This window comes from Brevundimonas diminuta (assembly GCF_022654015.1).
Taxonomy (GTDB): Bacteria; Pseudomonadota; Alphaproteobacteria; order Caulobacterales; family Caulobacteraceae; genus Brevundimonas; species Brevundimonas diminuta_C.
This window is the reverse complement of record NZ_CP073063.1, coordinates 1,586,590-1,607,193: the sequence shown is the minus strand read 5'-3', so window position 1 is coordinate 1,607,193 and position 20,604 is coordinate 1,586,590. Positions and strand designations below refer to the sequence as shown.

The 20,604-nt window shown below is 62.1% G+C and carries 15 protein-coding genes; 14 read left to right on the top strand and 1 reads right to left on the bottom strand.

Annotation, left to right across the window (positions count from 1 at the left end; all coding sequences use genetic code 11):
• The 6 genes from KAK88_RS07860 to KAK88_RS07835 all read left to right on the top strand — a co-directional run bounded on the left by KAK88_RS07860 (position 1) and on the right by KAK88_RS07835 (position 6,773).
• Positions 1–312, top strand: a complete 312-nt coding sequence (locus KAK88_RS07860) for a hypothetical protein (RefSeq protein WP_066551785.1) — start codon at positions 1–3, stop codon at positions 310–312.
• A gap of 6 nt (positions 313–318) precedes the next feature.
• Positions 319–1,839, top strand: coding sequence for a portal protein (locus tag KAK88_RS07855; protein WP_066551786.1), 1,521 nt, complete (start codon positions 319–321; stop codon positions 1,837–1,839).
• Positions 1,836–2,681: a capsid assembly protein gene (locus KAK88_RS07850; protein ID WP_066551787.1), complete on the top strand. Its 846-nt coding sequence runs from the start codon at positions 1,836–1,838 to the stop codon at positions 2,679–2,681. The genes KAK88_RS07855 and KAK88_RS07850 overlap by 4 nt, the downstream gene beginning before the upstream one ends.
• Positions 2,682–2,931: 250 nt before the next feature.
• A complete protein-coding gene (locus KAK88_RS07845; protein WP_082854101.1) occupies positions 2,932–3,885 on the top strand; it encodes a hypothetical protein in 954 nt (317 codons plus the stop codon).
• Between the two features lie 93 nt (positions 3,886–3,978).
• Positions 3,979–4,587: a hypothetical protein gene (locus KAK88_RS07840; protein WP_242078529.1), complete on the top strand. Its 609-nt coding sequence runs from the start codon at positions 3,979–3,981 to the stop codon at positions 4,585–4,587.
• A complete protein-coding gene (locus tag KAK88_RS07835) occupies positions 4,584–6,773 on the top strand; it encodes a hypothetical protein (RefSeq protein ID WP_066551789.1) in 2,190 nt (729 codons plus the stop codon). Before KAK88_RS07840 ends, KAK88_RS07835 begins: the two co-directional genes overlap by 4 nt.
• Positions 6,774–6,789: 16 nt before the next feature.
• Here the strand turns inward: KAK88_RS07835 and KAK88_RS07830 are convergent, their stop codons facing one another.
• Positions 6,790–7,218 carry a surface-adhesin E family protein gene (locus tag KAK88_RS07830; protein ID WP_066551790.1) on the bottom strand — a complete coding sequence of 143 codons (429 nt, stop codon included), beginning with the start codon at positions 7,216–7,218 and terminating at the stop codon, positions 6,790–6,792.
• A 53-nt stretch (positions 7,219–7,271) separates the two neighbouring features.
• Between KAK88_RS07830 and KAK88_RS07825 the strand changes: the two genes are divergently transcribed.
• The 8 genes from KAK88_RS07825 (at position 7,272) to KAK88_RS07790 (ending at position 20,599) form a co-directional block, all read left to right on the top strand.
• Positions 7,272–7,775 (top strand): hypothetical protein, encoded by a 504-nt coding sequence (locus KAK88_RS07825; protein ID WP_066551791.1) that lies wholly within the window; start codon positions 7,272–7,274, stop codon positions 7,773–7,775.
• 13 nt (positions 7,776–7,788) lie between these two features.
• Complete coding sequence (locus KAK88_RS07820) at positions 7,789–8,259, top strand: virion core protein, T7 gp14 family (protein WP_066551792.1); 471 nt, start codon at positions 7,789–7,791, stop codon at positions 8,257–8,259.
• Complete coding sequence (locus KAK88_RS07815) at positions 8,252–10,462, top strand: M23 family metallopeptidase (RefSeq protein WP_066551793.1); 2,211 nt, start codon at positions 8,252–8,254, stop codon at positions 10,460–10,462. Before KAK88_RS07820 ends, KAK88_RS07815 begins: the two co-directional genes overlap by 8 nt.
• Positions 10,463–10,471: 9 nt before the next feature.
• On the top strand, positions 10,472–14,401 hold the full coding sequence (locus KAK88_RS07810; protein ID WP_242078528.1) for a hypothetical protein: 3,930 nt from the start codon (positions 10,472–10,474) through the stop codon (positions 14,399–14,401).
• A 76-nt stretch (positions 14,402–14,477) separates the two neighbouring features.
• The gene (locus KAK88_RS07805; RefSeq protein WP_066551795.1) at positions 14,478–17,030 is read left to right on the top strand and encodes a phage tail fiber protein; all 2,553 of its coding nucleotides are present in this window, start codon (positions 14,478–14,480) and stop codon (positions 17,028–17,030) included.
• 72 nt (positions 17,031–17,102) lie between these two features.
• Positions 17,103–17,330 carry a hypothetical protein gene (locus tag KAK88_RS07800; RefSeq protein ID WP_066551796.1) on the top strand — a complete coding sequence of 76 codons (228 nt, stop codon included), beginning with the start codon at positions 17,103–17,105 and terminating at the stop codon, positions 17,328–17,330.
• Between the two features lie 6 nt (positions 17,331–17,336).
• Complete coding sequence (locus tag KAK88_RS07795) at positions 17,337–20,135, top strand: tail fiber domain-containing protein (protein WP_066551797.1); 2,799 nt, start codon at positions 17,337–17,339, stop codon at positions 20,133–20,135.
• On the top strand, positions 20,135–20,599 hold the full coding sequence (locus KAK88_RS07790; protein ID WP_066551798.1) for a hypothetical protein: 465 nt from the start codon (positions 20,135–20,137) through the stop codon (positions 20,597–20,599). The genes KAK88_RS07795 and KAK88_RS07790 overlap by 1 nt, the downstream gene beginning before the upstream one ends.
• Positions 20,600–20,604 lie beyond the last annotated feature (5 nt).

Sequence of the window (20,604 nt, the reverse complement as noted above, 5' to 3'; positions counted from 1 at the left end):
ATGTGCCTCGTCAAAAAGCCGAAGGTTGTCGCCGCACCGGCTGACAAAGAACCGGCCATCATCACCAACCCTTACCTCGACGGTCTGCCCGCGATTGAACGCGCCCGTGCTGGCGGCGTCCGCTCGCTGACGATCCCCCGTGGGGCATCGGGATCAGCGTCGGTCGCGCCGACGACGCCGCGTTCGCCGACCATCCCCGCGCCTTCGACAGGTGGCGGATCGCCCACGGTTGATCCCGGCATGACTCTTTTGGCCAAGCTGCCCGGCACAGTCGGATCGCTCGCCCGCAAAGCCCTTTCGAAAGCGAAATAATCCCGCATGAAAACCGCAGCAGCGCGTTTCAGCGCGCTGTCTGCATCCCGTTCGACCGTCTTGGAGAACGCTCGCACCGCATCGCGCGTGACGATCCCCGGTCTGATCCCACTTGAGGGTCAGAACGAACACTACACCCCGACCCAACCCTATCAGAGCGTCGGCGCCGATGGCGTCCGCAGCCTTTCGGCTCGGCTCCTGATGACGCTGTTCCCGACCAACGTCGGGTTCTTCCGCCTGAACGTGGACGCCGCCGTGGCGCAGTTCACCGGCGAGGAAAAGAACGCGGTCGATGTCCAACTGGCGCAGTTCGCACAGTCGGCGAACAACCTTCTGGATGACCGCCGCGCCCGCGCTGTGTTGGCCGAAGTGCTTCGCCACCTCGTGATCGCTGGCAATGTCCTCCTGCACATTCCGCTGAAGGATACGCCGCGCATCTATCGCCTCGACCAGTATGTGGTGAAGCGCGATAGCCGTGGCGTCCCGACCCTCATCATCGCTCGCGAAAGCATCCACGTCTCGAACCTGTCGGTTGAGACCCGGACGGCTGTCGGGCTGACCCTCGACCCGGACAAGCAAGACCAGACGGTCGATGTCTACACGGTCATCGAGAAGCGCGGCGAGAACCACGCCCAATACCAAGAGATCAACGGCAAGCGCGTCCCCGGTTCGGAGAGCGAGACCCCGATTGAAAAGTCGGGCTGGCTGGCTCTGCGCTGGCTGGCGATCCCGGCCAACGACTACGGTCGCTCGCACGTCACAGAATACATCGGCGACCTTCTGGCCCTTGAGGAACTGAACGAGTCGATGATCGCCTACACCGCGATCTCGTCGGACATTAAGTTCTTCGTCCAACCCAACTCGGTCATCGACCTCGATGTGGTTGTGGGTTCGGAGCGCGGCTCCTTCCACACCGGCGACGCCGGTGACATCACGGTCTTGAGCCTCGACAAACAGGCAGACTTTGTGATCGCCGAGCGTCTGGCGTCCGCAATCGAAGCGCGCGTCGCCAAGGCATTCCTGATCCAGCAGTTCCGCAACGCCGAGCGCGTGACGGCCGAAGAGATTCGGATGTCGTCAGAGGAATTGGAGAACACGCTGGGCGGCACCTACTCGGTGCTGTCGGCCGAACTGCAATACGCCGTCGCGACCCGCTACCTCTACATCGCAGAGCGCGAGAAGCTGATCCCGAGCCTACCGGCTGGGATTAAGCCGAAGGTCGTCACCGGCCTCGCCGCGCTGGGTGCCGCAGCCGAAGTGAACCGCGTTCGGACGTGGGCTTCGGATGTCATGGGATTGCTGGGCCAAGCCGAGTTCATCGCCAAGGTCGATACGACCGCGCTGATGAACAAGCTGGGCGTCGAGCATGGCGTGACAGACCTGCAAAGCCTTCTGAAATCACCAGAACAAATCGAAGCCGAGCAGCAACAGGCGATGATGGCGCAAGCCACTCAAGCCGCTGCACCGGGCTTCATGGACGCCGCGATGAAAGCCGCGTCGCAAGACCCTAACCAAGGAACTGAATGAGCCTCGAACTCCCGGTCAATGAGACCGCTTCGGAAACTCCGAACGACTATTCCAACCTTCCGGCTTCGGCCTTCCCGGCGGGCGTTGACCCCGCCACCTACGCTCAATCGCTCAACAAGGCCGAGCCGGAAACCCCTTCGAAACCTGAACGCCCTGCACACGTCCCCGAGAAATTCTGGGACGCCGACAAGGGCGAGGCCCGCTGGGAAGACATGGCCAAATCCTACGCCGAGCTTGAAGCCAAGCAGCGCGGGAAAGCCGAAGACCCGGCCAAGACCGACAGCCTGAAGATCGAACAGACCGAAGGCGAGACCTCGGCCGAAGACGCACCGAACCCGATCACATCGGCGTTCGAAGGCTTCGCCAAGGTCTATGAAGAATCGCGAGGCCAACCCGGAGCCGACGACATCCAGAAGATTGTCGATCTCGGCGTCCCGCAAGGCATCGTGGACAACTATCTGGCTGGGCTTGAAGCCCTCGCCCGTGAGCAGTTTTCGAACGCCTACGCCGCCGCTGGCGGTGAGGATCAGTTCAACGCCGCGATTGATTGGGCCAAGACCGGCCTGACCCCTGCGGAACAGGACAGCTACAACACTCTCGTCGAAAGCCAAGCGACCGCCCGTCAGGGTGTCGAATGGCTGATGTCGAAGTTCAACGCCGCGCGCCCTGCCGAAGGCTCTCTGATCGAGGCCGAAGCAAGCCCGGCATCTGGCGATGTCTTCCGCTCCAAGGCGGAAATGACAGCCGCTATCCAAGACCCTCGCTACAAGACGGACCCGGCGTATCGAAACGACGTGGCCCAGAAACTGTGGCGTTCGAACGCAGCGGGTTCCCTGCTGTAATCCAACCGTAAGACCACACCCGCTCGTCCTATCGGGACTTGCTTGGCGGGGCCGCACAGTTCCCCGCGCACACAGGGAACTGACCGCCTTCGGGCGGGCGGCCGGTGAAAGCCCGGCCTAACTCTTTCTCCCAAATCAAAGCGGAAACATCCGGCTGCGAAGAGGCCGGTTTCGACCGCACAACCTCATGCGCCAGCGGACTCCGATTGATCGACGGGAGCCAAAAACTCTCTCTCAATCAAGGAGCCTAATGGCTAACTCCATCCCCTCGCGTCCCGGTTTCAAGACCGGCGGCGCCGCTGGCAATCTCGACCTCTTCCTCGACCTGTTCGCGGGCGAAGTCCTCTCCACCTACGAAGCCAAGACGATCATGCGCGGTCTGCACCGCATCGTGAATCTGAACGGCGGCAAGTCGTATCGCTACCCGGTCATGGGTCAGGCGACCGGCGGCTACCACACCCCCGGCGTCGAGATCACCGGCGACCAGATCGCACACGACGAGATCGTCGTGACCCCGGACGACAAGCTCGTCTCGTCGGTCTTCATCGCCGACATCGACGAAGCTCTGAACCACTACGAAGTTCGCTCGGCCTACGCTGACGAAATCGGTGGCTTCCTCGCCCGTCACTTCGACGCCAACGCAATCCGCGCCCTCATCAAGGCCGCTCGCGACGCGGGCAAGCTGGGCCAAGGCGGCGGCAACGTCACCGGCTCCACGCTCCTGACGGACGTGACGAAGCTGTTCGACGCTTTCTCGGAAGCGAAGAAGGTCATGGACCTGAAGAACGTCGATGTGGACACCAAGCCGATCTACGGCATGGTCGCGACTCCGCAATGGTATGCCCTCAAGCAGTCCGACAAGAACCTGAACCGCGACTACAACGGCGGTTCGGCTGACGTTCGCAACATGGCTCTGACGACCATCGACGGCGTTCAGATCATGAAGTCGAACCTCGCTCCGTTCGGCGTCAACCAATCCGCCACCCCCGGCGTGCTGGCTCGCTATCAGGGCGACTATTCGAAGACTGTCGGCGTCGTCTGGACCCCGGACGCTCTCGTCACCGCACAGGTGCAAGACGTGTCGATCCAGCACGAAGAGCAGATCAGCAAGCAAGGCCACCTGATCGTCGGTCGCTACATGAGCGGCACGAACGTCCTGCGCGCCACCGATGCGGTCGAACTCCGCACCGGCGCCCCGACCTAATCCCGGTCATGCACACACCGAACCAATGAAAGGGTCGCCCTCCGAAAGGGGGCGGCCCTTTTTTTCATCCTCGTTCCGAAAGGAGGCCGCGCCATGATGGCTGCGCCGCTCACGGAACTTGAGGCCGTGAACTCCATGCTGGCCGCTACCGGCCAAGCACCAGTCAACAGCTTCTCCGGCACGATCAGCGATCAAAACATCGCTCGTGGCCATCTGGCCAACGTCGTCCGCGAGGTCTGCTCGCACGGCTTCTCGTTCAATACCGACGAGAACTACGTTCTCACGCCCGACTTCGAAGGCGTCATCGCCATTCCGGCCGGGGCCATGTCCGTCAATCCGATGGACCCGCGCCAAAACCTCGTGCAGCGGCGTCACCCGACCCGCGAGACAATGTGCCTTTGGGACAAGGCGAACCTGACTTGGACGATCACCGACCCGGTGAAGGTCCGCGTCCGTTGGTCCTATACCTACGAAGCTCTCCCCGAACTGGCGCGCGTCTTCGCCGCCGTTAAGGCCGGTCGCCTCTTCCTTGCAGACTACGTTGGCGACGCTCAACGCGAACGCTTCGCCCAAGAAGACGAGCAGCGCGCGTGGATCAACCTGCGCCGCGACCAGACCGCAATCTCCGACATCAACATCTTCGACAATCCGCGCGTCGGCCGAAAGCTGATCCGTGGCCGTCGTGTCTGGGGGTCTGAATGAGCCTGATGACCGGGGCTATCCCGGCTCTCATCGGCGGCGTCTCCCAGCAATCCGACCTTGTTCGTTCGACCGATCAACTGGAAAGCCAACTCAACGGCTTCTCGTCTATCGCTGACGGTCTCGGCAAACGTCCGCCGACCGAGCGTGTCGCCCGGCTGATGGAGACGGCGCCGAACAACGTCTTCGTTCACACCATCAACCGCAACACCGAAGAGCAATACGTCGTCACGATCACCGACGAACGCATCCGTGTCTTCGATAGTCAGACCGGCCAAGAGCGTCAGGTGAACGCTCCCGGCGGTTGGGGCTATCTGGAAGGGATCGCCGATTATGCGGGCGACCTGTCTATGTTCACCGTGGCTGACTACAGCTTCCTCGTGAACCGCAAGAAGGTCTGCGCCATGGGCGCGGTTGGCGACGACCAACAGCCCGATCAAGCCTACCAAATCTGGGTCAATCGCCACTACGGCACGGACTCGAACGGCGTCGATTTCGGACCCGGCGTCCCTTACCAGTATCAGCCTAACCCGTCTGGCGGCGTTCTGACTGGCACGGTTCAGCGTTCCGACAAGCTCCCCGAGACTGCACCGGAAGGCGCGATCTATCGCGTCCAAGGCGACGAAAGCTCCGGCTTCGTCAGCTACTATCTGCGCCGCAGCGGCGGCGTCTGGAAACAGTGCGTTATGCCGGGTCTGGTCAACGCCATCGACTACCGCACCATGCCCCACGCCCTGATCTCGGAAGCGGACGGCACGTTCACATTCGCTCCCTTCTCGTGGGCGCCGCGTCGTCTCGGCGACGAGGCGACCAACCCTACGCCGGGCTTCATCGGCCGCACGATCCAGAAGGTTTTCTTCTATCAGAACCGCCTGTCGTTCCTGTTCGACGAGGCCGTGGTCATGTCGGAATCCGGCATGTTCGGAAACTTCTGGCGAATGGATCAACTCGACTATCTGGACACCGACCGGATCGAAGTCGGGGCGACCTCGACGAAGGTGGCCAAGCTCTTCGACGCCGTGGCCCACAACGACGGCATCTTCCTGACTTCGGATCAAACACAGTTCTCGTTGACCAACGGCGAGATGGGTTTGACGACCGCCTCAATCGCGATGCGCCCGACCACGAACTACACCGTCAACACGGCGGCTGGCCTCGCGGCTCTCGGCTCCGAAATCTACTTCGCAGTCGAACGCTCCGGCTTCGCCAGCATCCGCGAATATACCCGCCTGTCTGGCACTGACGCGACTTCGGCCGCCGACGTGACAGCGCACTGCCCGACCTACATCCCTGCCGGTGTGCATGGTCTGATCGCAGCCGACGACCTGAACTCATTGTTCGTTCTAACGCATGGATCGGCTCAAAGCATTTTCGTCTACCAGTTCTATTGGAACTCATCGGACGAGAAGGCGCAGTCGGCTTGGCATCGCTGGGACTTCGGGACTGGGACGAATATCGTATCGGGGGCCTACCTCAAGGGCGTCCTGTTCCTCGTCATGCAGCGGGCCGATGGCCTGTGGCTTGAGAAGATCAACCTTCAGTCGGGCGCGATCCCGGCCGAGACCTCCGCGCAAATCCACCTCGACCGTCGAACCGCCATCACTGGCGAGTTCAACACGACCGAGAACCGGACCTACTTCACGCTCCCGTTCCGCCCCGCGAAAGACCGTTTCCAAATGGTCCGCACCGCAGGGTTCGGCGGGCGTCGCGAAACGCTGATCGACCCTTCGACCTACCAATGGCTCACGGACAACATCGTCAGTGTGCCGGGTTCGGAGATCATCGCGCCCGTCCTCGCGGGCGAGGGCTACACTTTCGCCTTCCAGTTCTCGAAACAGTTCGTCCGCCGATCCGATGGCGTCGCCGTCACGACGGGCCGACAGGTCATGCGGTCCTTCACGGTGAACTATGCCGACACGGCCTATTTCAAAACGCTCGTCGCGCCCTATGGGTCAGACGATACCGTCGATGAAGTCGTGCCGACCAAGCTGACGGACATGACAGGGCGAACCATCGGCGCCGGGCATTTCAAGCTGAACACGCCGACCTACGGGACAGGCCGATACCGCTTCATGGTGTTCGGTCAGAACCAATTGGCCCGCATCCGCATCGAGAACGACACGCCGTTCGCCTCCACCTTCATCAGCGCAGAGTGGGAAGCGACCTACAACAATCGCGCACGAGTCTGACCTTTCGGGGTCAGACTCACTCCGCGCTTAAACGGCTCACGGCCATGCGGTGGAAGGCACTTGGGGTCTGGTGGCGGGCCGACGAAAAGAAGGTATCGGCTTCGCAGCCCGCTTTCATGAGGGTCGCTCCGGTCGAGTCGGGATAGACGATCTCGGTCCTTCCTCGACGATGGTCCGACATCACGACGCCACCGCCGTTATTGAACTCGGTATAGGTTAGCGAAGTCAGCGTTTCATTGCGACAATCCACTTCCATCCGGGTCACACGGTAGCCCTCCCGCGAAGACTGGATCGCCCAAACCGTGGCCAAGTTGCCGGTGCGGCGTATTTGGCTTTGGTCAACGCCGAGGATGTATTCGTCGCTATTGCCGATTTCGCGCCACTCGCCCGCGAATGCTGGGCCAGCAAACGCCGCCAGCGCGGCAACCAAAACCATCAAACGCATAAGCCCCTCCCGTTTCCGGTTTCATGCCATCACGGGGGCGCAGCAAGCAACTCATGATCGAATTTCACGACCTCGCCGACGTATCGGCCGAGCAAACCATCGCATGGCTGGAAGACATCTGCGCCGACCTTCGCCCCGGCGATTGGGACGAGATGAAAGCCACCAATCCCATGCTCAAGATGGGAGACCCTGACCCGCTGCATCTGCTCACGGTCAGCGTCATGCAGTCCGTTGACGGGTGGATCATCACCGATAGCGGCAAGGCCATCTGCGTCTTTGGCGCGGCTGACGGCGGGATCGTCTGGATGATCGGCGCGAATGGCATGGAAAGGCCGCGAGCAAAGCTGGCCATTGGCCGGGCCACCCCGAACTTCGTGGATCGCTGGCACCTCTTCTGGCCCCACCTTTCCAACTACATCGACGCCCGCAATCACCAGTCCATCCACTGGCTGCTCTGGGCCGGGTTCGAGATTGAACAAGTCGATCTCACCCACGGGCGCGAACGCCGCCCCTTCTACCTCATGTCTCATACAAGGGAGGGACCAACCCATCTGTGATCCGATCACGGTCATGACGACCCTCGCCGTCGTCTCCACCGCCACTCAAGTCATCGGCGAGATTCAGGCCGCCAAGACCCAGACCCGCTCCATCGACCAGCAGCTTGCACAACAACAGCAGCAAATCGCCACGCAGCAGGTCGCCGAACTCAACGACCGCCAACGTCAGGCCCGTCGCGAACAGGCCCGCATCAAGGTCGCCGCCGGTCAGGCGGGGCTAAATATCAGCGGAAGCGTGACCGATCTTCTGAACGATTCCGTCATGCAAAACGCGCTCGCCGCCGAGCGAACCAACCTCAATGCTGACAATCAGCAGAAAGCGGCCGCAGCCGAAGCGAACTCCATGTATTCCCGCATTTCTCGCCCCACCATTCTCGGTGCTGGACTCCGCATCGCCCAAGCTGGCGTCGGCGGCTACTACCAAGGCAAGGGTATCAAGCTGTCTCAAGACGCGGCTTCGAAAGGTCCGTCTCTGAATGGCTGATCTTTCCCGCAACAGCATCCGCCGCACCGCACAGGACCGCATCACGAACAACCGTGACGCCATCCTCCCGGTAAACCGCGAGACCCGTTCCGCAGACGTGCGCGTCACCACCGATCTTCGTTCCGCCTTCCGTGGCGACGGCGGTCAGGCAGACGCCCTCCGCGATTTCTTCGGCCTCGCTCGACAGAACGCAGCAGCCTTCTACGAAAACGACATCGCCGAACGCCGCGTTCAGGCAGAAGACGACTTCGCACAGGGCCAGACCGACGCCGCATCGGGCGGTGTCATGGACCCAGCCATGGCGCAGTCGGTCGCCTATGAGCGCGCCTATCACTCGACCACAGCAGCGGCTCGCCAAACCAAGTTTGAGACCGAGACCGCACAGGAAGTCGAACGCCGCATCAACAGCGGGGCAACACCCGACGACATCGACGAATTCATGATGGAGCGGAACCGCGAGTTCATCGCCGAATCTGGCGACCTCTTCACCCAGCCCGATGTTCAGCGTCAGGTGGCGGGACGTTTGATCCGATGGACCGGCGATCTCGACACCCGCGCTAACGCGATGATGAAAGAGAAGACTGACAAGGAACTGCTGGACCTCACGGTCGGCAATGCGGTTTCCGGTCTACAGCGTGGCGAAGGTTTCGACCTCGCGGCCGAGCGCAACCGTCTGACCGAAGCGGGTCTGAACGGCGACGCAGTGCAAGAGGCACTGGTGAACGGCGTCGTCGCTTACGCTCAAGAGACGGGCGACACGACCGTCCTGCAAAACCTCTTGGACGCTCGCGATCCGAACGACCCGGATGTGGTCGCCTTCAACACTACGATTGAAGGTCAGCCGCTCCCTCCGGTGGAAACGCCGACGCCCGCTGCTCCGGCTGCGGCTCCGGCTCCCGCCCGTCAAACCTATGCAGCCCCTTTGGCTGACATGGGTCGCGTGACCTCCGGCATGGGCGCACGTCGCGCACCGCTACCCGGCGCCTCAACCAACCACGGCGGCATCGACATCGCAGTGCCGGTCGGGACGCCTGTCTCGGCTCCGGCCGATGGCGTCGTCGAAGTCGCTGGCGTTCGGGGACGGGGCGGCAAAACCCTCATCATCCGACATGCAGACGGTTCAACGACCGGCTTCGCACACCTCGACAACATCTCGGTCGAACCGGGCGACACCGTGACCCAAGGTCAGCAGGTGGCCGCATCTGGCAACAGCGGCAACAGCACCGGCCCGCACCTGCACTGGACCTACCGCGACGCCAAAGGCGAGAGGAAAGACCCGCGCTCAATGGTCGGCTCCGAGACCCAAGCGATGGCTGCGGCTCCGGCTGAAACTGTCGAGACAGCATCGGCGGAAGTCGAACCGGCTCGTCGTCCGCGACTGCCCGGCCGCTCGCTTCTGAACCCGGCACAACAGGTCCGCATCCTCAACGCTATCGACAGCATCGAGGGCGACACCGAACGTAAGACCGAACAGGCGCGTCAGGCGACCAAGGACGAACTGACGATGGACCTGTGGTCCCGCGCCAGCCGTGGCGAAGACGTGTCGGACGCCATCGAACAGAACGTCCGCTCGAACGTGCTGGAACCCGGTGAAGGCATGACCATGAACAACGCCTTCCGCTCGCTTCGCGACACCACGCTCGACGGTGAAGCCGACGATGATTTGGTGCTGCGCTACGGCGAACGCTTTGCTGCGAACAACCCGAACTATGCGTCGATCACAGAACAAGCCGACCGCGACTATCGCGCCGGTCGTTTCGGAACTGGCCGCGCCGCTACCCGCGCCTACATCGAGGTTCGCACCCGTGCGGCCAGCGGTTCACGCGGCGATGCTGGTCGCGATCCGGCCCAACAGCAGATCGTCGGCAACGCCCGTGGCTACGTCTCTGGGTCTCTGCGATCCATGGTGACGCAAGGCGTCGGCGGCGCCGTTCCACCGCACATGCTGCGGCTCGTGATCCAAGGGGAAAATGAGTTCGAACGCCGTCTCGCCAATGGGGAAGACCCCATGCAAGCCGCTGACGCCATCGTCCGAAACTATGGCGGCTTCCTCCGAAATGGCGGCGGCACAACCACTATCGCTGCGGTTCCACCTCCGGGTGGAACGGGCAATGCGCGCGTCCCCGGCCAGACCGGGACAACCACGCAAGCCCCCGCACAACTTCAATACATCCCCGGCCAAGGACTCGTCCCGGCCCGATGAAAGGACTGAATGAGCATCACTGTTAGAGGCCCTGATGGGGCTGTCATCACTTTCCCTGACAACACCCCGCACAGCGTCATCGAACGTGAAATGGCCCGCCATTACGGGCAAGCTCAAGAACAACAACGGGACCGTCGCTCGGCGGCGGTCTCGCTGTCCGCGCCCAAGGACAAACGCTCGCTGGGCGAACGTCTTGGCGACGTGTTCTCGGACACATGGAATACCAACTTCATCGCCGAAGGTTGGCGAGCGGGTCTCGACGACACCGCCGATTACATCGACGCTTCGCAACGGGGCGACACGCGAGCGGCTACCGACATCGCAGGTCGCCAAACCCTGAACCCAATCCGCCTCGTCTCAAGACTCTATAACTCGGTCGGCGTCCTGACCGACATGGCGGACAAGACCCGAGACACCCGCCGTGCCGCCGACACTGCGATCTCCAACGAGCGTCAACGCCGTCAGGAGTTCGCACAAGAGTCTGCCGCCGATCCCTTCTGGGAAGCTGAAGGCGGCTTGGTCGGCAAAGGTCTGCATGGCGGCGCCGCACTACTCGGCGTTCTCGGTGGCTCGGCCGTCGATCCAACGTCATACATTACCGGCGGCTCTTCGCTCTGGATGAAGGTAGGCGTTCAAGGTCTGGTCGCCGGAGCGACGGATGTCCTATCGCAGACCGACGCCCTGTCGGCTGGCGTCCAAGATAACTACAGCGGCCTCCGCACCCTCGCGAGTGCTGGCGCGGGCGCGGCTTTCACAGGCGCCTTTGAAGGCGCCGGATCGTTGATCCGCCGCATCCGCAACAATGAGCCTCGCCCTTCCATGGTCGAACTCGACCAAGCGATGCGCGATGAACTCGACCTTTCTGACAGCGTAAACCTGCCGATGTTGTCCCTCGACGACATGACCATCCGCCCGGTGCAGAAGGGGCCGGTGTCGGCACTGCCGATGCGTGTCGAAGAGCCTCGCGCCAAGGGTCCGTCGTTCGAAGACCTTGAAGCCGATGCCCGAACCGCTGGAGCCGACGCCAAGACCAAGGCAGACGAACGCTGGAACGGCGTCGATTGGGGACTGGCCGGTTCGCCGGAGCGCGCCAAAGCGGCGATGGCTCACCTCGACAGTCTGAAAAAGTTCGTCAAACCCGAGCAGGTGGACGCCTTTGTCCGCTGGCTCGGCAAGCAGGGCGACGAGATCGCGGACGGCCCCAGCCACTGGAACGCCGACGTGTTCGACTTCGACGAGTTGGTGAATGACCCGGACAGCTTCGAAGAACTGGCGAACGTCATGGGGCAAATCTTCAAGCCCCTCTACGACGCGGCCGGTGACGCGCCGAAGTCGTGGAAGTCGGTTCAGGATCGCCAGCAGACCTTCGGTCTGACGACCTCCGATGTCGTGAAGGCTCACGCCGACATCACGTCAGAGTTCGGCGTCTCGTCCAAAATCCATGCGCTCGAAACGCTCGCTATGCAGCACGTCGATCACCTCGTGACGAAGGTCGCCGATGTCCGCGCCAAGATGGCCAACGGCAAGGCGACCGCGAACGACGTGTCCGATCTGGCCGCCCACCTACAGGCGACACAGATGTTCGACGCGATGGCGGGCGGCGCGAAGTCGGAAGTGGCTCGTGCGCTGAACATCATGAAGGCGACCAAGCACCGCGCGCGAACCTTCAACGACCTTCAGCAGTCCATCAACGACCTGTCCGACGCCATGGGCGGCGGGATGAAGGGCGATGAAATGGGCGATGCGCTGGACGCGCTGATGAAGGCGAACAAGACCGGCGGGGCCAAAGGCTTCAAGGACGAAGTTCGCAAGATGCGGGCGATGGGCTGGGAGGATTACCTCTCATATTACGTCGTCATGGGCTACCTCACGACGCCCGCGACTGCCGTCCGCAACGCCGTGGGTTCGGTGCTTCACGCCGGGCTATCGGTCGGCGAACGCTACGTCGCCGCCGGTGTGACGACACCTCTGCGCCGGGCCTTCTCCGGTTCGAAGGCTTCGGTCGAGGGCGTCACCTTCCGCGAGGCCAACGCCTATGTGGCGGGCATCTACCAATCCTTCGCCGACGCCAGCCGTGCGGGCTTCCAAGCCTTCAAGACGGCGGCTCCTGTTCGAGACGGTGCATCGTCGCTCGGCGATGCGGCCTTCAATCAGCCGTTCCTCATCAACCCCCAACGAAAGGCGCGCTGGAAACAGAACCCTGTCCAGTCGATCCCTGACATGGCGGGCGCCGCGATCTTCTCGACCATCCGAACGCTGGGCCACCGCCCGTCTATCGCGATGGACGAGTTCGCCAAGGCGATGACCTACAAGATGCAGTTGAACGCTCTATCGGTGCGTGAGGCTTCGTATCGCTCGGCTCGCCTCAAGGGCGCCGATCAGGCCAAGGAGTTCAGCCGCGTCATGGACGCAGTTGCCAACCGCCCGTCGTCGGCTGCGATCTACCGCGCCAAGTCGGTCTTCGAACTGTCTGGCGAGACCTACGATCCGGCCAAAAACTACGGCAAGGATCAGACCCTCTACCAAGCGGCCGATGTGCTGGCGGCTGTCGATCTCCATGCGATGGCCGACGACTACGCCCGACTGATGACCTTCCAGAACAGCGGCCCCACCCTCAAAAAGTGGGAACAGGCTTTGGGCCAACACCGTCTGTTCCGAGCTTTGTTTGTCCCGTTCCTGCGAACCCCGATCAATCTTGTTCGGGCTGGCATGTTCGACCGCAACCCGATCCTGTTCGCCGCCCTCGGCGAGAACCGGACGAAGTTCAAGAACTACACTGCCGCTCTTCGTGGGCTGGATCAGTCACTTGAACGCGGCGGGGCTGAAGCCGACTTGGCAATGGCTCGCCTCGTGACCGGCATGGGCTTCATGGCGACGGCGGGCCTCCTGTTTGCGAACGGCGATCTCGTCGGCAAGCGATCAGCAGCGGAGGAAGAAGACGGCGTGAAGTCGTATTCGATCCGGCTCGGCGGTCGCTGGTTCCAGTATCAGCAACTCTCGCCGGTGGCCGAAATGCTCGGCATCGTCGCGGACATGAGCCGCATCTTCAGGGACCACGACATCAACGACGACGACATGCTGCAAGGCATCGGCGGCGGCGTTCTCGCAGCCATCGTGAACAACATCGTCAACAAGGCGGCATTGCAGGGCGTTGGTGATTTCTGGGACATGATCGACCCGTCATTCACGGCGGGTGACACTGACCGGGGCGAACGCTTCGGCAAGGAAGTCATGAAGAAAATCGGCTCGTCCGCTATCCCGGCTGTCGTCCGAAACCTCGCCCAAACCCAAGACCCGGTGATGCGCGAGGCGAGCGGTCTGCTCGAACATCTCGCGGCCAATATCCCGACCCTCTCGCAATCCCTGCCCGAGCGTCGTGACTGGCTCGGTCTCCCCGTCATCCGCAAGGATAAGGACGACGGCCTGTTCGAGGGATTGGTCCAGCCGACGCGCGTCAGCCAAACCGTTGACGACATCGTGCGCCGCGAGGTCTCGGCTCTCTCGACTGCCGACCCGGAACTCCGAATGGCGCAACGCCCACCGGAGCGGTTCAACGAGCAGAAGATCACGAAGCGCGAACACGCCTCGGTTCTGGAATATCAGGGCCAAGGCTATCGCCATCCCTACACCGGCCAGAACATGCACGAGGCTTTGGGATCGCTGATCCAGTCACGCGAATACGCCCTCATGGGCGATCCGCAACGAGCCGCCAGCATCAAGGAAACGGTCTCGCAATATCGCCGCTTGGCAAACGCCTCGATCCGCAACGGCGCCGTTCCCGAACTGCGGGAAATGGTGAACCGAACAGGCGGGGCAAAAGCCAACGAGCGGGCTGCTCAAGAGGGCTGGAATAACTGGCAGACCCAAGCCAACGCCCGACGCTACGGCGTCAGCCAAGGCGACATGTCCGCCATCATGAACTTCCAGCCCGGCCAATAACACCAACCACAATCCACCCGGATCGCCCGGTCGCTCACGCGGCCGGGCCTTTCGTCGTGGGTGAACGAAAGGATCAATGTCTCACCAGACCCGCGCCCAATACATCGTGACGGGAGGCCAGCAAGAGTTCGATCTTGCAGTCCCCTTCCTCGACCGGACCCACATTCGGGTCACGCTCAACGGCTCCATCCCGTTCTTCGAATGGGTCTCTGACAGCCGCATCCGCCTTCGTCAGCCTCCGGCCGAAAACAGCGTCCTGCAAATCCGTCGTGAGACGCCGATCAGCACGGCCCTCGTGGACTTCAAAAACGGGGCGAACCTGACCGCTGAAGAACTGAACCGGGCAAACCTTCAGAACCTCTACCGGCTTCAGGAACTGGACGACCTCTACACCGGCTCACTCGACCGGGCGCAGGTTCGGCTTGGCGATCACCTCGGCGTCGTCACCACGCCTGACGCCATCATGGACGAACTGATCCTGACCTCGGAAATGGGAGACGGTGCGCTCAACCGTTTCCGCGACGCACTGGCCAGCATCGACCTCTCGGCCGAACGCATCCTCGACCAATCATTTGCCCTCGCCGATCAAGCGTTCCGAACCGACACCCTCGACGGCATCGTGGCCAACACCACAGCCCGGACGACGGGCCTCGAACTCCGCGTCGATACGATCACCGATCTGGTGGACTCCCTCGTCAACTTCGAAGACGGGACAGGGATTGCCACCGTCATCCAGAACGAGGCGCAAGAGCGCGTCGCTGGCGATACGGCTCTGGCAACGACCCTCGCGCTCATCGGGGCACGGAACGCTGCGAACAACGCCTTCGTGCTGGACCTCAACACCGTCCGCGTCTCCGGCACAGAGAGCCTTGGCCAACGCCTCTCGGCGATCACGGTCAAGGCCAACGACAACGCGGCGAAGATCATCTCCGAAGCAACGGCGCGAGCCGATGCCGTGTCAGCGCAAGCTGACCGCATCGACCTTCTTGTAGCTCGGGCAAATGGTTTCGACGCCAGCATCACCGCCGAGCAGACCGCCCGATCAAACGCGGATGGTGCGCTCGCTCAAACCCTCTCGTTGCTGGGCGCCAAGAACGCCAACAACACCGCCTTCCTGCTGGACCTCAACAAGGTTCTCGTCGGTCCCACGGAGTCCTTCACCCAACGCCTGAACCAGATGGTGGCGACCGCCGGGACTAATGCACAGGCCCTCGTCACGAGCGAGGCGACCACGCGGGCCAGCCAAGACCAATCTTTGTCTCAACGCATTGATAGCGTCGGGGCGAAAACTGACGACAACACCGCCGCTATCGCAACAGAAGTCACGGCCCGAACCAACGCGGTGTCAGCAGAAGCGGCGCAGCGGACGGCTCTGGCGACGAAGATCGCCGGTGACATCGCAGCGGCGGTCCTGACCGAAACGAACGCTCGTGTTGCAGCCGATCAGGCAGAAGCTCAAGCCCGGCAATCTCTGGCCGTGCAGGTCGGGACTAACTCGACAGCCATCCAGAACGAGGCGACCGCACGGGCTAACGCTGACGGCGCCATCGCCCAGCAGTTCGCCGTCCTCGGCGCCTTCCGCAACAACCAGTCGGTCTTCACGCTGGACCTCAATCGGGTCGAAGTCGGGCCGGGCTGGACGCTTGGCACCCGTCTGTCGGGGATCGACACATCCATCGGCAATGTCTCAGCTTCTGTGGTCGATGAGCGCACTGCTCGGATCAACGCCGACAGTGCGCTCTCACAGACCATCCAGAATGTGCAGAACACGGTAGGCGGCAACACCGCGTCGATCACCACCCTGACGCAGGTGACGAACGGCCTGAACGCCCGGTGGAGCATCGCCCTCAACTCCAACGGCCACATCACCGGCATCACGGCGAACAACAACGGCTCCTATGGGACACTCGCCTTTGTCGCCGATGAGATGTCGTTCGTGGCTCCGGGCGGGGGTGCGCCGGTCAAGATCATGTCGCTGGTCAACGGCCGGGTCCGCTTCAACTCGAACGTCGAAATCTACGGCGACCTTCTCGTCAGTGGCTCGATCAATCACACCCGACTGGTCAACAACACCGTCAGCAATACCGAAGTCGCCTACAACGCGGCGACGATCACGCTCAACAACACCACCCCGACCCGTATTCATGGCCTTTGGATCGGCGTCGAAAAGGCGGACAGCCCAATCGACATCGACTTTAACGCCTATGGGACTTTCACCCACAACGCGGGCGGATCATTCGTGGCCGTCGTGCAGCTTATTCGCTCGCGCGGAAACGACGGCGGCACGGTCCTTCAGACCGTTCAACTGAACGGCTCCGGCATGGCGAACGACACATGGCAAGGCTCCCTTCCCATGAAGTTCCTCGACCGTCCGGGTGAAGGCGGGAACTGGCACTACTACGTCCAAGTCTACTTCACCTCGAACATGTCCACCCAGACTGTGACCGCCCGCTACGGCAAGGTCACAGAGATGAAGAACAACACCTCGACACTCGGCGGCGGCACTGGTTCCGGCGGCGGCGTCGGATCAGGTGGCGGTTCGTCAGGTGGTGGCGGCGGTGGCGGCTACGACCCCTACGATCCGGGCGGCGGCGGTGGCGGCGGCGACCAACCCATCATCACGGCATGACCATGAGACCGGCCTTAACGGGCCGGTCGCACGGCTAAATATCACTACCCCACAAACCTTTTCAGGAGACGCATGTCCCAGACCCCTACCGCTGCGGAGCAGTATCAAACCCTCGTCAAGCAAGAAGCTGAACTTCTGACCGGCAAGGCCCGCGCCCTCGAACAACTTGAGGGAATCAACTCCCAACTGACCGCCGTCCGGGCCGCGCTGCAAGGCGCACAACTCGGCTTCACGGTCGCGCAGCAGTCGCTCGAAAAAGACACCTCCTCCGAGGCCGAACCGGCTTCCGATAAGGAGTAAGGTCGAATGAGCGGGCTGACGATCACCACTCTCGCCCAGCAGATTGAAGACCTCATCGGAAAATCAGAGCAGCAGACGAAAGCCGTCACTGCTTGGCTGGGTGGGTCCGCCGATGGTGGACCCAACAATGACGGCCGCTATCCCTTCGTGGATTTGGGCGGCCGTGAAATCCTCGTTCCTTCGCCCGCATCGTTCAGCGACATGACCTCCGGCCCGGCGGCGCAAGCCTCCGTTGCCAAGGTCGCGGCCGAACTGGCGCGCGATCTGGCGAAGGGTCACGCCGACCGCTCCGACGCCCAGCGCATCCTTTCGGAAGCGGCTCGCGGCGCGGCGGTCGATGCGCGAAACCTCGCGCAGGAACATCGCAATCACGCTGGCAACCATGAGGCCAACGCGCGCTATTGGGCCGAACTCGCTCAAGGCTCCGGGCAGTCCACATCGGAAGATCGCGAGATCGTCGAGCAGCTTGCCGAAGAGGTAGCCGACAACGCCGCCCTTGTGGCTCAAGACGCTCTGGATGCAGCAGCGTCAGCAGCTTTGGCCGCGACGTTCGATCCGAACCTATTCGACAAGAAATCGGACACGCTCGCCTCGTCCCGACTGGAAGGCATGATCGACCCGGCGCGCATCCCGGTTCTCGTCGGTCAAACGCCCGTCGTCTCGACTGGCGGCATCACCAATCTGACGACCGTCCAACAGAACGGCATCCGACCCGGAACACTGGTCGCGACCATGGACGGTCGCCGCTGGGTCTACAGCGGATCGGGCGCCAAGAATGTCGAAGCCAACTACATCGAGCAAGGCGACGTGACGCCGGTTTGGTCCGTAATCGCGGACAAGCCGTCGTTCTTCCCCTCGAACATCGTCAACGTCGCGGGGCTGCAATCAGCCTTGGACGGCAAATCGAACGTCGGCCATGGCCATGTCATCGCTGATGTTGCGAACTTGCAAGCGGCCCTCGACGCGCGGTCGCTAACTGGTCACGTCCATGCTTGGACGACCATCACGGATCGTCCGACGATCTTCCCTTCCGACATCGCCAACGTCAGCGGCCTACAGGCTGCGCTTGATGGCCGGGCGGCGGCGGGTCACGTCCATGCTTGGGACACGATCACTGGCAAGCCTTCGACCTACCCGGCAACGGCTCACCTGCACAACATCACCGATGTTAACGGTCTGCTGGACGCCCTCAACGGGAAGATCGCCAGCGGTTCAGCGGCGACGGTGACCAACCTGAAATTCAATACCGGCCTTCTTTACCCAGACGGCAACCATTCGGTTCTCAAGACGGGCGCGGCTGGCTCGGAACGCTATTGGCGGTTCGACCAGAACGGTTGGTTTTATGGTTTGAGCGGTGGCCTCTACATCGCGACGAACGCTCATATTGCGGGCGATCAACTGCGTGTTGGCCCGGCCGACAGCGGATCACGAACCGACGTGAACCGTGGTTGGGTCGAACTACGAAACGACAGCAACGGCTACGGCCCATACATTGACCTGTCTGCCGATAGCACGACTGACTATCACGCCCGTCTGGCATGGGCTGGCGGTCGCTTCGATCTCCAATCCACGACCTCTCTTCACCTTACCGCACGGGGAACGAACAACCACGTTCGCGCCTACAGCGAGACCGGCAAACAGAACGGCGACGTTTTGACAGAGGGCGGCGCCGAGCAGACCCTTTCAAAGCAACTGACGTTTTCTTCGACCCAGAACCCCCAAGACGCGGCGGCATTCGCTACGCTCGAAGTTCGGGGGTCGGGCGGCGGCTATGGCGCGTGGATGAAGTTCCACCGTCCGGGCGCCTACGGAACCTACTTCGGCATGTTCGAAGATGGGAAGTGGGGCTTCGGCGGGTGGTCTACCGGCGCGACGATCTACGAGTTCTGGACCTCAAAAAACCTCGATGCCAACGGCCTGATGCGTCGCTACTGCGATGGCTGGAACACCACCACAGACGGAAACGAACGCTTCTACTTCGCCAGCAATGGACGGTCGTATTACCGCTCGCGCGGCGGCCACGAGTTCCGAAACGCGGACGATCAGAGGGTCGTGTCCATCGACAATGGCGGCTTCCTTGAAGCGACCAGCGGGCTTTCAACTCTGGGAAACTACCTCAAGATCAGAGGCGGTTCGCCGACCATCTACTTCAAGGATACCGACAGCCGTTCGGCGATGATCCACGTCAACTCCAACGTCATGCATTTCCTGCGTGGCTCTGGCAACGACTCGGAGGCATGGGAGACCGTCAATGGCCGCTGGCCTTTGACGATCAATCTGGAAAACAACGAAGCCACGATGGGCGGCAGCATCAATGCCGAGAATGGCAACGTCTATACCCAGAGCTTCTATGCGACCTCACAGGTCTACTCGGGGTTCGGACACTGGTTTCGTGTCAGAGGCACCGGCTCGGGCATCTATTGGGAACAGCACGGCGGCGGCTTCCACATGTCCGACAATGACTGGGTTCGCGTCTACAACGGCAAGAACTTCTATTGCTCGGCACAAGTCCGCGCCAACACCGTCGTCGGGGAATCCGATAGGCGCCTTAAGACAAACATCGCTCCGATCACCGATGCCATGTCCAAGGTCCGCGCCCTTGAAGGCGTGACGTTTGATTGGATCGCGTCGGGCATGGCCTCGCTGGGCTTCATCGCCCAAGACCTTGAGACCGTTCTGCCGACCCTCGTCACCGAGGACGCGGACGGTATCAAGGGTGTCCAATACGGTCCCGTCGTGGCCTTGCTTGTCGAGGCTTTGAAAGACGCCGATGCCCGGATCGGTCGGCTGGAAGGGAGGGTCTAATGACTCTCCCAACTTCCGGGCCAATCAGCATCGACCAGATCAAAGCCGAACTCGGGATCACCGGCGAACTCTCGCTAACCGATCAGCGTGTGCGGGATTTGGCTGGCATCCAGTCCGGGTCGCTGATGATGCCGAACGATTTCTGGGGCAAATCCTCCCGCACCGTCCGCCTCATCATCACCAGCTACGAGCAGGTGCAGATGGGGTTCGGCGACTGGAACCGTCAGCAATACGACCGGATCACGTTCGGAATTTCGGTGACGCCCTATCTCGCCCCCACCTCATACTCGTGGGGCGGGGATGCTTACGGGAGCGGTGCTTCGGCAACTTTCGAAGGCCCAGCCTATCAGCCCACGGGCTTCACCTACCAAGCCTTCGGGCAAGCCTACTGTTCGGTCGTCGTTGGCGGTCGCAGCTACGAACTCACGCTCGACTTCCAATACACGGCTGGCGACGCGATCTAACCCTC

What these genes read in the sequence shown, in the direction of transcription:
- KAK88_RS07830 (WP_066551790.1), bottom strand. Translation starts at nt 7,218, where the DNA reads ATGCGTTTGATGGTTTTGGTTGCCGCGCTGGCGGCGTTTGCTGGCCCA.
- KAK88_RS07845 (WP_082854101.1), top strand. Translation starts at nt 2,932, where the DNA reads ATGGCTAACTCCATCCCCTCGCGTCCCGGTTTCAAGACCGGCGGCGCC.
- KAK88_RS07790 (WP_066551798.1), top strand. Translation starts at nt 20,135, where the DNA reads ATGACTCTCCCAACTTCCGGGCCAATCAGCATCGACCAGATCAAAGCC.
- KAK88_RS07860 (WP_066551785.1), top strand. Translation starts at nt 1, where the DNA reads ATGTGCCTCGTCAAAAAGCCGAAGGTTGTCGCCGCACCGGCTGACAAA.
- KAK88_RS07810 (WP_242078528.1), top strand. Translation starts at nt 10,472, where the DNA reads ATGAGCATCACTGTTAGAGGCCCTGATGGGGCTGTCATCACTTTCCCT.
- KAK88_RS07840 (WP_242078529.1), top strand. Translation starts at nt 3,979, where the DNA reads ATGATGGCTGCGCCGCTCACGGAACTTGAGGCCGTGAACTCCATGCTG.
- KAK88_RS07835 (WP_066551789.1), top strand. Translation starts at nt 4,584, where the DNA reads ATGAGCCTGATGACCGGGGCTATCCCGGCTCTCATCGGCGGCGTCTCC.
- KAK88_RS07820 (WP_066551792.1), top strand. Translation starts at nt 7,789, where the DNA reads ATGACGACCCTCGCCGTCGTCTCCACCGCCACTCAAGTCATCGGCGAG.
- KAK88_RS07815 (WP_066551793.1), top strand. Translation starts at nt 8,252, where the DNA reads ATGGCTGATCTTTCCCGCAACAGCATCCGCCGCACCGCACAGGACCGC.
- KAK88_RS07855 (WP_066551786.1), top strand. Translation starts at nt 319, where the DNA reads ATGAAAACCGCAGCAGCGCGTTTCAGCGCGCTGTCTGCATCCCGTTCG.
- KAK88_RS07805 (WP_066551795.1), top strand. Translation starts at nt 14,478, where the DNA reads ATGTCTCACCAGACCCGCGCCCAATACATCGTGACGGGAGGCCAGCAA.
- KAK88_RS07795 (WP_066551797.1), top strand. Translation starts at nt 17,337, where the DNA reads ATGAGCGGGCTGACGATCACCACTCTCGCCCAGCAGATTGAAGACCTC.
- KAK88_RS07850 (WP_066551787.1), top strand. Translation starts at nt 1,836, where the DNA reads ATGAGCCTCGAACTCCCGGTCAATGAGACCGCTTCGGAAACTCCGAAC.
- KAK88_RS07800 (WP_066551796.1), top strand. Translation starts at nt 17,103, where the DNA reads ATGTCCCAGACCCCTACCGCTGCGGAGCAGTATCAAACCCTCGTCAAG.
- KAK88_RS07825 (WP_066551791.1), top strand. Translation starts at nt 7,272, where the DNA reads ATGATCGAATTTCACGACCTCGCCGACGTATCGGCCGAGCAAACCATC.